At 28.7% G+C, this 12,322-nt stretch carries 17 protein-coding genes; 16 read left to right on the top strand and 1 reads right to left on the bottom strand.

Translation table 11 applies throughout. From position 1 onward, the window contains the following. The first annotated feature begins 296 nt into the window (after window positions 1-296). From BN1865_RS18315 to BN1865_RS05360, 4 genes are all read left to right on the top strand, one after another. Complete coding sequence (locus BN1865_RS18315; protein ID WP_198527241.1) at window positions 297-656, top strand: hypothetical protein; 360 nt, start codon at window positions 297-299, stop codon at window positions 654-656. Between the two features lie 15 nt (window positions 657-671). Beyond that, window positions 672-938, top strand: coding sequence for a hypothetical protein (locus BN1865_RS05350; RefSeq protein ID WP_232780334.1), 267 nt, complete (start codon window positions 672-674; stop codon window positions 936-938). A gap of 26 nt (window positions 939-964) precedes the next feature. Next, window positions 965-1,420 carry a hypothetical protein gene (locus BN1865_RS05355; RefSeq protein ID WP_050636226.1) on the top strand — a complete coding sequence of 152 codons (456 nt, stop codon included), beginning with the start codon at window positions 965-967 and terminating at the stop codon, window positions 1,418-1,420. A gap of 89 nt (window positions 1,421-1,509) precedes the next feature. Next, a complete protein-coding gene (locus tag BN1865_RS05360; protein ID WP_050636227.1) occupies window positions 1,510-1,854 on the top strand; it encodes a hypothetical protein in 345 nt (114 codons plus the stop codon). A gap of 76 nt (window positions 1,855-1,930) precedes the next feature. Here BN1865_RS05360 and BN1865_RS05365 read toward each other — a convergent pair whose 3' ends face one another. Next, window positions 1,931-2,497, bottom strand: coding sequence for a flavin reductase family protein (locus tag BN1865_RS05365; protein ID WP_050636228.1), 567 nt, complete (start codon window positions 2,495-2,497; stop codon window positions 1,931-1,933). Window positions 2,498-2,623: 126 nt separating this feature from the next. Here BN1865_RS05365 and BN1865_RS05370 point away from each other — a divergent pair, with 126 nt between their 5' ends. From BN1865_RS05370 to BN1865_RS05420, 12 genes are all read left to right on the top strand, one after another. Beyond that, entirely contained in the window at window positions 2,624-2,956 is a 333-nt protein-coding gene (locus BN1865_RS05370) for a winged helix-turn-helix transcriptional regulator (RefSeq protein ID WP_050636229.1), read from the top strand. 313 nt (window positions 2,957-3,269) lie between these two features. Then, window positions 3,270-3,473, top strand: coding sequence for a hypothetical protein (locus BN1865_RS05375; protein ID WP_050636230.1), 204 nt, complete (start codon window positions 3,270-3,272; stop codon window positions 3,471-3,473). A 470-nt stretch (window positions 3,474-3,943) separates the two neighbouring features. Continuing rightward, window positions 3,944-4,141, top strand: a complete 198-nt coding sequence (locus BN1865_RS18320) for a hypothetical protein (RefSeq protein ID WP_157844092.1) — start codon at window positions 3,944-3,946, stop codon at window positions 4,139-4,141. 16 nt (window positions 4,142-4,157) lie between these two features. Next, on the top strand, window positions 4,158-4,424 hold the full coding sequence (locus BN1865_RS05380) for a hypothetical protein (protein WP_157844093.1): 267 nt from the start codon (window positions 4,158-4,160) through the stop codon (window positions 4,422-4,424). A gap of 271 nt (window positions 4,425-4,695) precedes the next feature. Then, window positions 4,696-5,457 carry an ABC transporter ATP-binding protein gene (locus BN1865_RS05385; RefSeq protein ID WP_050636232.1) on the top strand — a complete coding sequence of 254 codons (762 nt, stop codon included), beginning with the start codon at window positions 4,696-4,698 and terminating at the stop codon, window positions 5,455-5,457. 2 nt (window positions 5,458-5,459) lie between these two features. Continuing rightward, entirely contained in the window at window positions 5,460-7,091 is a 1,632-nt protein-coding gene (locus tag BN1865_RS05390) for an ABC transporter permease subunit (protein ID WP_050636233.1), read from the top strand. Then, complete coding sequence (locus tag BN1865_RS05395) at window positions 7,081-8,064, top strand: extracellular solute-binding protein (RefSeq protein ID WP_050636234.1); 984 nt, start codon at window positions 7,081-7,083, stop codon at window positions 8,062-8,064. The genes BN1865_RS05390 and BN1865_RS05395 overlap by 11 nt, the downstream gene beginning before the upstream one ends. Window positions 8,065-8,074: 10 nt before the next feature. Next, on the top strand, window positions 8,075-9,166 hold the full coding sequence (locus BN1865_RS05400) for a 2-aminoethylphosphonate--pyruvate transaminase (RefSeq protein ID WP_050636235.1): 1,092 nt from the start codon (window positions 8,075-8,077) through the stop codon (window positions 9,164-9,166). Beyond that, window positions 9,167-9,955: a phosphonoacetaldehyde hydrolase gene (phnX, locus tag BN1865_RS05405; protein WP_050636236.1), complete on the top strand. Its 789-nt coding sequence runs from the start codon at window positions 9,167-9,169 to the stop codon at window positions 9,953-9,955. Window positions 9,956-10,731: 776 nt separating this feature from the next. Further along, entirely contained in the window at window positions 10,732-11,079 is a 348-nt protein-coding gene (locus BN1865_RS05410; protein WP_050636237.1) for a hypothetical protein, read from the top strand. A gap of 124 nt (window positions 11,080-11,203) precedes the next feature. Continuing rightward, entirely contained in the window at window positions 11,204-11,464 is a 261-nt protein-coding gene (locus BN1865_RS05415) for a VOC family protein (RefSeq protein ID WP_232780335.1), read from the top strand. A 196-nt stretch (window positions 11,465-11,660) separates the two neighbouring features. Next, window positions 11,661-12,311: a CatA-like O-acetyltransferase gene (locus tag BN1865_RS05420; RefSeq protein ID WP_050636238.1), complete on the top strand. Its 651-nt coding sequence runs from the start codon at window positions 11,661-11,663 to the stop codon at window positions 12,309-12,311. Window positions 12,312-12,322 lie beyond the last annotated feature (11 nt).

Genomic DNA, 12,322 nt, shown 5'->3' on the forward strand with positions numbered 1-12,322 from the left:
TATTAAAGAGAAGCAAAGCAGATTTTGTCGTTGATTATATATGATAAGATTACAAAGGAGGAAAAAATCTGAAAAATTTGATAAAAAAATATAAGTCGATAGTTTTAATAGTTTTATTATTATTGGTAGTTATTAATTCTTTTGCTTTACAATATTTATCAACTTCTAGTTTGTTTTTGTGTATTTTATGTTTAATATTTTTGTTAGAAGATTTTTTTGATTTTATTTATTTCTATAGAAAAATAATTATAACTATATTCATTGGACTTCATATTCTATTGACAGTTATTTGTTATATGAATTTTAAAAATATAGAATATTTTAATATGGCAACAAGTTACTTTAATGTAGTTGTATTGAAAACAAATGAATATTCTGCTATATCAAAACCCCAAGGAAGAAAGAATTTTGAAAAGTCTTTAGATTTGCCTTATAAAACTGGTCATGTCGGAAGATCAATAGATAGTTTTAGATATTTGGTGGATAGAAAAGAGACTTTGGATGAGCAAATGTTGTTGATATCTCAGATTGTAGGTAATATTGCTAGTTATGAGTATTTTTATGATAATTATTATAGAATTAATTTGGAAATAGAAGGTACTATTTATATTGAAATAAATAGTTTCTCAAATTTTATAATCATTACATTTGGATAAAAGGAGATTAAAATTATGGAAATGACATTTGTTATAAGTGGAATATTCATTATTTTGGGTTTGTATACAATAATAAAAGGAAGAATACCATTTATAAAAAAGTATAGTGGTGTAAAAAATATTAAGCGACATTGTCAAATAGAAGGAGTAGCATCTCTTATATGTGGATTATTGATTATATTCAGTCATTTTGTATTTATTGGATCAGTTACCATGATGATTATAATTTTAGGAATCTGTATTCTAACTATTGCTGTTGAAATCGTGTTAAAGGTCATATAATCAATAAGAATTGGAGTGAGTACATTATGAGTCAACAGGAGGGTTTATTAGCACATAAAATTGCTATACAATCTACAAAAAATATGCTTAAGCAATTATCTGGTATTGATGTATTGAAAATTTATGAGAATAATGAGAATCAAGAACTTAATGAATTGTATTTGGCATATTGTTCTAGATATGACTATAATGAAGAACCATATAGTCAAATATCATATGATTGTTCAGAAGAAGAAATTTATCAATGGCTTATTGATATTATGGAATTAAAACAAGAAGAATATTTCTTTTTATGTAATCAATTATGGTGTAAAATCAAAATGATAGATTTGTATGATGCAATATCATCTTTATGGAAGTCTCATAAAAATACCAAAGGTTTTTTACTTGCAGAAATAGACTTAAGTCGCATCATTGATTGTGGTTCTGATTCTCGGGATGAATATAACTATCTTATAGATATTTGGGAAAGACAGAAATAACTCATTCTTGTTTTTCATATTTTATTTAATTTTTATACAAATCTACTGATTAAGATCTATTCAAACAATTTGAGGAGGCTTTTAATAAAATGTTTATAAAAATGTTTATCAATGCTGATACAGAAGATGAGTCAATGAAAATCGTTGAAGATATTTTATCTCCCCTTAATACCTATTTCAAAAGAACAAATAAAATTAAATTAGAACCCTATTGGAAAATAAAGGATATGTATAGCATTGATGTTGATATCGATTTAAATGTTAATATTTTAGAAAAAGAAAGATTAGAGACATTTTTAAAAACAATAGCTAACAAATGGATAAGTTATGGAAAGCCAATAAATGAAATTCTTATTTCAAGAAACAATAATGATATAATCATTTATCATGAAAAAGTTGAAATGATAAATATATATATAGATGATATAGAATAATAAAAATCCAATATGAAAATAACGTTTAAAATAAATAAGGTTTCTCAGAAATGAGAAACCTTATACCATATCAATATTATTTTTTGAGTTGTAAACCATCATGAAATGCTTCACCTACTCTTTCACCCACTTTATAGTAGCCACGTGTATAGGGATCAAAAGCAATGGCATTGACTAAGGACATATCAATTTGATCGTCTATCATAACACTTTCATCTGCTGTTACACCTACAACTTTACCGATAACACCACACCCATATTCTCCATTTTGATACTCAATGAATTCACATTCTAAGCAAAGTGGAAATTCATTAATAATAGGTGCATCTACAATTTCAGATTGAGTTGCAGTTAAACCGCTATTTTCAAATTTGTTAGTAATCCTATTACCAGATTCAACACCGAAATAGTCTGCTTCAATAACATGAGCTGAATCAGCAATACTGATTGTAAAAGCACCTCTTGCCTTGATGTTTTTTACTGTCTTGTGTGTTTCACTTAAATTTAATACAACATGTCCTCTTTCTTGCATAGTGCCCCATGCTGCATTCATGACATTAACACTCCCATCTTCGTTATAAGTTGCAATCATTAAAACTGGCATAGGGAAAATACCTTCTGTTATTTTGAGTTTCTTTCTCATTATCATAACCTCTTTTCTTATTTAAGTTGACAGAATTTATGTTCTTATATAGAATTATAACAAGTCATAGAAAGAAAACAAGTACCATCTTTTATGATAGGTACTATCAAAAAGGAAAGTATAAAAATGATAAAAACATATATTGAGAATGCTAATTTTGAAGATACTGGATTCAGTTATACATTATCACTCATATCTGGAAAGCATAAAATGGTTATTCTTTACTGTTTAATGGAGTTTGAAGTTGTAAGGTTTAATCAGTTAAAACGATATCTAAAAAATATAACTGATAAAACCCTTAGCAATAATTTAAAAGAACTTGAATCAGATAAACTCATTATAAGAAAAGAATATCCTCAAATTCCACCAAAGGTTGAGTATAGACTAAGTGAAAAAGGGAAATCTTTAGTTACTGTATTAGATCAACTATGTATTTGGGGTGAAAACAATAAAGAATAATATGAAAGTTATAATTTCTTAGAAAAATACTTTTAGGTACAGATAATAATTTTGATTGAATAAACGAAGATATGTTATAAAAACAAATTAATTCTTTATCACAAAAAAAGATATACAATTCTATATATGGTGTTTTTTCATCTGCCATTATAAGAATACAGGGATGTATATGAATTATATCGGAATGGAAGCAATCAAGTTTAATATTATTATGGCGAAATAGAAGAGACTCTTATTTCTATTGATAAGAATGGCAAATATGAAGTCATGTCGGTTAATAGATTTAATGAAATAAAAATTTAGGGAGGTAAACATGGAATTTCAAAAAGATGATTTAATAGAAGCCAAAAGGCAAATCGATTCAATATTACATAAGTTAGAAGAAACGATCAAAACATTTGAATCAAAAGAAAATGTAGAAAGATATAAGTCACAAATCACATTAGCAAAAAGGCGAGTCAAAGCATTTGAAATTGCAAATTATCTCATAGAAAATGAAATGAACAATAAGAATTAAATAAAATATAGTTAATCAGTATTTAAGTTGTATTTGTTATTGTGTATGTATAAAGTTGTTTACATTAAAAATATTTGGTATATATAGAATATGTATTGAAATATTTACGATACTTTAATTTATTCTGGGGTCAAGTCTAAATAGGCTTTAAATCACTGGGGGTTTAAGTATCAAATAAAGGTAGAATAAAGTGATGAAGATTTCACTGATTTCTACCTTTTTATTTGGCTTATTTAATCTTGTTTAGTTATTGTTTTATTATTTTATTTTCCACGTTTTCTTCCTTGTCTTTTTATGATTTGTAGTTTGTCTAAAGAAGATGGAAGTGATTTTTTATTTACTGAATATTATAAGAAGATTAATTTTATGAGAAGTTAGACAATAAAGTCTTATATTTTAAGGATTATTGTCTTTTTAACTTCTCATAAAAAATTGATGAAATTATTATATATTCAAACAAGAAGGAGGAGATGAAAAATGAATACACAAGATATATTAATTTTATACCTATTTATATTAAAAGATTGGAGGAGGATGGATTTTCAAAAGATACAGTGGATATAGGAAAACAGATCAAAGAATATAACAATGGACTTAAGCGAATGCGGTCATCTGGCAAAGATTCAGAAAACTGCAGGGAAAGATATATTATGGATTCTGCAGTGTGAAAAGGATACCATCGATATGAAGATACATATTGGAGTCAGGGGACCAGAGAGCTGGAAGGGCAGGGAACTGTATCTGTATGAATACAGAGAAGAAAAGCTGGTGCTTCAGGAGCCAAAGATAAAGGCAGATAAAGAGGGATATGCAGAAGTTCTGCTGAAATATGGTGTGGACCAGATCATCACAGACAGACCAGTCAGTGACAGGAATCTGTCAGGCTGGGTGGAAGGACTGACAGGAGAAAACAGGGGAGTAATCAGATGTATGCAATTATCTCACTGGTAGCTTTTCTGACTGCAGTGGGAGGTATGATCTATCTGTTCAAGAAAAGAAAAAGTAGTTAATCAGTCAAAGAAATCAGTACAATGAATAATAGTGTTTATAAGAGAAAATAGAAATCAAACTTTGATAGAGGAGATTTCTATTTTTTATATGTCGTATTATTGAAAAACATAAACTTTTTTACTTTCCCTTAACAAACTCTTAAACAAAAGTGCATAGATAAGAGAAGTAAAGAATGTGTATAATGCATGTGAACATGAAAAGGAGGAAAAACATGTTAAAAATAGAACATATTCATAAATCATTTGACGGCGTTAATATTTTAAATGATGTTTCTCTAGATATTCCTAATGGTGAAATTGTTTCTATATTAGGACCATCTGGTAGCGGAAAAACAACATTGTTAAATTTGATTCTTGGTATTACTGAAGTCGATGAAGGAAAAATAATCTTTAATGATCAAGATTTAACAAATGTTCCTATGGAAGAACGTGGATTTAATATTGTCTTTCAAGATTATGCATTATTTCCTAATCTTAATGCTTACGAAAATATCACATACGGTTTAAAAAATAAACCACATATTTCTTCATTAGAAGAAGTGAATGAATTAATTCATCTATTAGGTCTTGAAAAACATTTAGAAAAAAAGATAGATCAATTATCTGGAGGACAAAAACAAAGAGTCGCTTTAGCAAGAACACTTGTTATGAAGCCTAAGATTCTTTTATTGGATGAACCATTAAGTGCTTTAGATGGAGTTATTAAAGAATCAATTAAAGAAAGAATTAAAATGATTGCAAAAGAATATAATCTCACAACAATTATTGTGACTCATGATCCAGAAGAAGCTCTTACATTATCAGATAGAGTCTTAATTATTAATGAAGGACAAATATCACAGTATGGAAGACCAGAAGATATTATCAATCAACCAAGTTGTGATTTTGTTCAAGATTTTATTCTTAATCAATTAGAAATCAAACGAAGAAATATCTTTGCTTTGTTTAGTCCTTTACAAGAACGAATGGTATAACAATGAAAAAGAGTTTAGAAATAAAAGTTATTTATATTTTTGTAACTATATTATTTGCTATCTTTTTAATTGTTCCACTTGGTTCTTTATTATTTCAATCTTTTCAGAGTCAAGGGAGCTTTTCAATAACGCATTATGTCAATGTCTTTACCCAAAATGGCTTTGTCAATGCATTAAGAAATAGTTTTCTTGTTTCAGGAATAAGTGCACTTGTTACAACACTTTTTGCATTTATGATTGCATATACAATCAATTATACAAAAATACCTTCATTCCTTAAAAAAGGAATGAAAAATATCACTATGTTACCAATGTTATTACCAACCATTACTTATGGATTTGCGATTATATATTCATTTGGAAAACAAGGTTTATGGACAAAAGTGTTTGGTTCTCAATTATTTGAGATATATGGTTTTGCAGGTCTTTTATTAGGCTATGTGATTTATACACTACCAATTGCGTTTATGCTTATTCATAATGCAATGGAATATATAGATAAGAAGTTTATTATTGTTTCAAAACTGATGGAAGACAATTCCATGAAAACATTTCTTGTGACACTTTTAAGGCCTATGCTGCCAACTTTAGCAGCAGCCTTTATACAAGCATTTTTCTTAAGTTTTACTGATTTTGGAATTCCTGCATCAGTAGGTGGGAAATATGAAGTTGTTGCGGGAGTATTGTATAATCAAATGCTAGGAAGTTTACCAAATTTTGCTAATGGTGCTGTTGTTGCAATGGTTATGCTGATTCCTTCAATCTTAAGTATTGCATTATTGCATTGGTTAGATCGTTATCACATTCGTTATACTAAAATTTCACAAATTGAATTAAAGGATAATAAGCTGAGAGATCTATTATGGGGAATTTTAACGACTCTTATCAATATTATTATTTTAGCAATCTTTGCAGTTATATTCCTGATTCCATTTATTAAAGAATGGCCATACCATATTTCTTTAACCTTTGAAAATATTATATCTGTTATTCATGATCCGGCTTTGTTTGGAGTTGTACAGAATTCTCTGATAGTCGCAATTTGTACAGCCTTGTTTGGTACATTTGTTGTTTATGGAAGTGCCTTGACAGTTGCAAGGAGTCATCTTAATAGCAAACTCAAAAAAGCAATAGAAGTCATTGCAATGATTACCAATACCATTCCAGGAATGGTTCTTGGAATTGCCTATCTGCTTATTTTTTCAGGAACACCTATTCAAAATACATTTGTCATTATCATTATATGTAATATAGTCCATTTCTTTTCATCACCTTATTTGATGATGAAAAACTCATTAATAAAAATGAATGCAGGTTATGAAACAACTGCTAAACTAATGGGAGATAGTTGGATAAAAACAATTGTCAGAGTAGTAACTCCAAATGCATTATCATCTCTTCTAGAAGTTTTTAGTTATTATTTTATTAATGCAATGGTGACTGTAAGTGCAGTTATTTTTATTGCTGGTGCCAGAACAATGGTTATGACTACCAAAATCAAGGAATTACAACATTTTGCAAAATTTAATGAAATTTTCGTATTATCTATATTTATACTTATGATTAACTTAATAGCAAAAGGAATATTTTATTATTTAACATATAAAAAAGGGAGAAAACAAAATGAGAAATAAAACAATAAAAGGTTTATTAGCAACAACATTATTATGTACAACATTATTGGCAGGATGTAGTTCACCTACATCAAGTCAAGTTGTTATTTATTCTAATGCAGATGATGAAGCAGTAGCAGCAATGAAAAATGCATTAGATAATAATGGATATAAAGATCAATATATCTTTCAAACATTTGCAACTTCAGAACTTGGTGGAAAATTATTAGCAGAAGGAACAAATATTGAAGCAGATTTGGTAACTATGAGTTCATTTTACTTAGATAGTGCTCAAGATCAAAATAAAATGTTTGTTGATTTGGATTTTGATGTCAAAACGACAGAGAAGTTTCCTTCATTCTATGCACCTATAACTTCACAAGAAGGAGCTATTATTGTCAATACAGAAGAATTAAAAGCTAACAATTTAGCAATGCCAACAAGTTTAAAAGATTTAGCAAAACCAGAATACAAAGATATGATTTCTGTTACAGATATTACTTCTTCATCAACTGCATGGTTATTGATACAGGCATTGGTGAGTGAATATGGTGATGATGGTGCAAAAGAAGTTTTAAAAGGTATTTATCAAAATGCAGGTGCCCATATTGAATCATCAGGTTCAGCTCCACTTAAAAAGGCAAGAGCAGGAGAAGTTGCGATTGGTTTTGGTTTAAGACATCAAGCAGTTCAAGATAAAGCATCAGGATTACCAATTGATTTTGTAGATCCAACTGAAGGAAATTTCAGTTTAACTGAATCTGTTGCTATAGTGAATAAAAAATCAAGTGATAATCAAAAGAAAGCAATGGAGATGGCAAAATGTATTATTGAAAATGGCAGAGAAGAGTTGTTAAAAACATATCCAAATCCATTATATGAAGGTGAAACAGCGAATTCAGCCAATCAATCAACATATCCAAAAGTATTCTCAGAAAAACTAACAGTCGATTTATTAAAAAAACATCAAAATTTATCAGAAGAATGTAAATAAGAGGTCAATTATGAAAACATATAAATTATTAACACCAGGTCCCTTAACAACTTCAGAAACGGTCAAACAGGAGATGTTGTTTGACCATTGTACATGGGATGAAGATTATAAAAAAATTACTTTAAAAATAAGAAAACAATTATTAGAATTAGCACATGTTAATGATACAGATTATACTGTTGTTTTCATGCAAGGGAGTGGTACATTTGGAGTTGAATCTGTCTTAACAAGTGTTATTGGCGATAATGATAAACTGCTTATCATTGCTAATGGGGCATATGGACAAAGAATGAGAGAGATATGTGAACATGCAAGAATTCAATATACTGTTATTGAATTCGCTGAAAATGAAAATCCAGATGCACAAATGATAGCAAAGGAATTAGATAGGGATGCATCGATAACACATGTAGCTATGGTACACAGTGAAACGACTTCAGGTATTTTAAATGATATTGATTCAGTTGCAAAAGTTGTCAAGGAAAGAAATAAGGTCTTCATTGTTGATGCAATGAGTAGTTTTGGTGGTGTCGACATAGAAGTTGGTCAATTAGGAATTGATTTTATAATTAGTAGTGCTAACAAATGTATTCAAGGAGTACCAGGATTTTCATTTATTATTGCCAATAAAAAACGACTTATTGAAAGTCAAGGGAAAGCAAGAAGCTTATCACTTGATTTATATGATCAGTGGAAAACCATGGATAAAGATGGAAAGTGGCGTTTTACTTCACCAACTCATGTTGTCTTGGCATTTGCCAAAGCACTTGATGAGATGCTAGAAGAAGGTGGAATTGCAGCAAGGTCAAAACGTTACTATGATAATAATCGTTTGCTCATTCAAAAAATGGCTGGAATGGGAATGGAAAGTTATGTTGACTTGGAATATCAAGGTCCAATTATTACAACGTTTTACTATCCTAAAGATAAACATTTTGCTTTTGGCGATATGTATCATTATATTAAAGAAAGAGGATATGCGATTTATCCTGGTAAATTAACTACTGCTGATACATTTAGAATTGGTAATATTGGTGAAATTTATGAAGAGGATATATTGAAATTATGTGATATTATTGCTGATTATTTGGAGGAAGTATAAATGAAAAAAATTGAAGCAGTTATTTTCGATTGGGCTGGGACAACAGTGGATTATGGGTGCTTTGCACCTGTACAGGCATTTCAAGATGCCTTTGAAAGTTATGGGTTACATCCAACGTTTGACGAAATCAGAAGACCAATGGGAATGCTCAAAATTGATCATATCAAAACAATGTTAAATATGGGAAAATTGAATCAAGAATTTCATAGTGTTTATCAAAGAGATTTTAATGAAGAAGATATTCAAAATATTTATAATATTTTTGAAAAGGCACTAATGAAAGGAATTACACAGCATACTAAGGTTAAACCGTATGTTATTGAAACTGTTCATAAATTAAGACAAATGGGATTAAAAATTGGTTCAACTACTGGTTATACTGATATGATGATGGAACCTGTATTAAAAAGTGCGCAAGCACAAGGCTATCAACCTGACTGCTGGTATTCACCAGATTCTACAAATAGTTTTGGAAGACCATACCCTTATATGATTTTTAAGAATATGATGACACTTCAAATTACAGATGTCCATGCTGTTATAAAAGTTGGAGATACAGTTTCTGATATTCAAGAAGGTGTTCATGCAGGTGTTTATACAGTTGGTGTTATCGAAGGAAGTTCTTTACTTGGTTATAATGAAGAAGAATATTTATCGCTTGATATCAACACAAAGCATCATGCTATAGATAATGTAAGGGAAACTTATCTTTCTTATGGAGCAAATGCTGTTATTATGAATTTAAGTGAATTGCCTTCACTGATTGAAAAGATAGAGAACGAAAAATAATAAATTAACCAATTTATATTTTAAAATATAGATTGGTTTTTCTTGATACTTTAATTTATTCTGGGGTCAAGTCTAAATAGGTTTTAAATCACTGGGAGTTTAAGTATTAAATAAAGGTAGAATAAAGTGATGAAGATTCACTGATTTCTACCTTTTTATTTGGTTTATTTAATCTTGTTTAGTTATTGTTTTATTATTTTATTTTCCACGTTTTCTTCCTTGTCTTTTTATGATTTGTAGTTTGTCTAAAGAAGATGAAAGTGATTTTTTATACCTCGAATAACCTGATGACTGAGTTTGACATTGCGATAATCCTTGATATGAAGTTTTGAAGACAGTAAGGACAGATAATATCCTTTCTTATAAGTGTAATATAATAAGTAACACAATTATTTTCTTTTTTAAAATACAAGACTGTACATTAGAGTGATTAAGATTTAAAATATTAATGATATCATTATATATGATATTACTCCTTTCTTGATAGATTGAAATAAGCAGTCAAATCATATCACGAAAGGAATTTTTATGTATAGAAAAGGATCATCACAAAAATGATCCCAAATAAGAATTAAAGGAAGAAACGAAAATTAAAGGATGCCGTTTACCCCAGAATAAATTAAAGTGCCATATTTATTCAGTATAGATTCTTTAAAATACAGAAATTTATATCTAAGATAATAAAAACTATAGTTTTTTTTGAAATAACATATTATCTATATTTACTTTCATACAAGTGATATAATTAAATAAATAAAAACTTGTGGAGGGGTTTTATGTTTAATGAGATATGTATATATGAAGCAAAATTAAATAAGTTGGAAGAAATCGAAGAATTGATGAAAGAAGTTGCTGAATTTTATCTAAAACAAGAAGGTGTTATTGAAGTACACTATATAAAGCGAACGCATAGGCAAAAGGATTTTGCTGCAGTTAAAGAAGGTGAGTTGCCTGTTCGACTTACAAGAAATGTAGGAAAAGTTACTTATGTTTTATATTGGGTATTGGAAAATGAAGAGGCCCATGCGAGAGTATCCAAACTGGGCATAGAGAAATTCTACAAACGTTGGAATAGATGTTTAACAACAATGCCTAAAATAATTTTAGGCGAGAATGTAGTATAACTGATAAAATTAAATTCATAGGAGGGTTTGTATATGAATTGTCATATTCGCTCATTATATTTATGTGTAAAAGATATGGAGCGAGCAATACATTTTTATGAAAATTTTTTTTGAAAAGAAAGTGATGATAAAAAATGATATTTATAGTGTTTTTGATATCAATGGATTTCGTTTAGGTTTATTTGCTTATGAAAAGATGAATGAAATTCATACATTTGGAAGCAATTGTCTTCCAAGTATTGAGGTAGAAACTATTGATATTCTCAAAAATAAGATAAGTGGATTAGAAATTTGTTTCCCTCTGAGTCAAATTGGTAAGAATTGGGTAGTAGAAATTGTTGATACGGAAAGTAATCATATTGAAATAACGACTCCAATTAGATAAATTTTAATTGGTTCGTTTAAAGAAATAATATGGTTTTGCGTAGAGAAAAATAAGTAATTATCAGATAATTAATAATATAAATAGAAGTGTTACACTAATAGAAACATATAACATAGTTTTAGAAAGGAAGATGAAAATGAAACTTGGACTCAATAAAGCCTCTTAAAACAAAAGACAAAATTTTAGGAGGCAGAAAATGAAATTTACAAAATTAGATTTCAATACATGGGATAGAGCAGAACTCTTTCAACACTTTATAAGTGATTTGCGTTGTGTTATGAGTATGAGTGTTAACATTGATATTACAGAATTTTTACAAGTCATTCATAATAAACAATACAAATTTTATCCATCAATGATATGGATTATAAGTTCAGCAGTTAATAGTCGCGAAGAATTACGAATGGGATATAATGAAAAAGGAGAAGTTGGAATATGGGATTATATTTCACCATATTACACACATTTTCATCAAGAAGATGAAAAGTTTGTAAAATTGGTTATTGAATACAATTCTAACTTTCAAGAATTTTATCAACAGTTTATAAAAGATATGGAAAAATATCAGAATTATCGATGGTTTGATCAAAAAAATATTCCTTTAAACACATTTGATGTATCTTGTTTGCCATGGATACATTATCAAAGTTTTGATATGCATATTTTTGATTCAGGTACATATATAGCACCTGTTATTACTTGGGGAAAGTATAAAGAAAATGAAGATGGAAGAATCATTATGCCATTATCTTTAAATATTCATCATGCAGTGGCTGATGGATATCATCTTTGCAGATTTTTTACAGATGTTGAAGACTGTTTAAAAAAGTTTAATAAAGAATCATAAAATATAAATAG

It is taken from the genome of Candidatus Stoquefichus sp. SB1, from assembly GCF_001244545.1.
In the GTDB taxonomy this organism is placed as follows: Bacteria; Bacillota_I; Bacilli_A; order Erysipelotrichales; family Coprobacillaceae; genus Stoquefichus.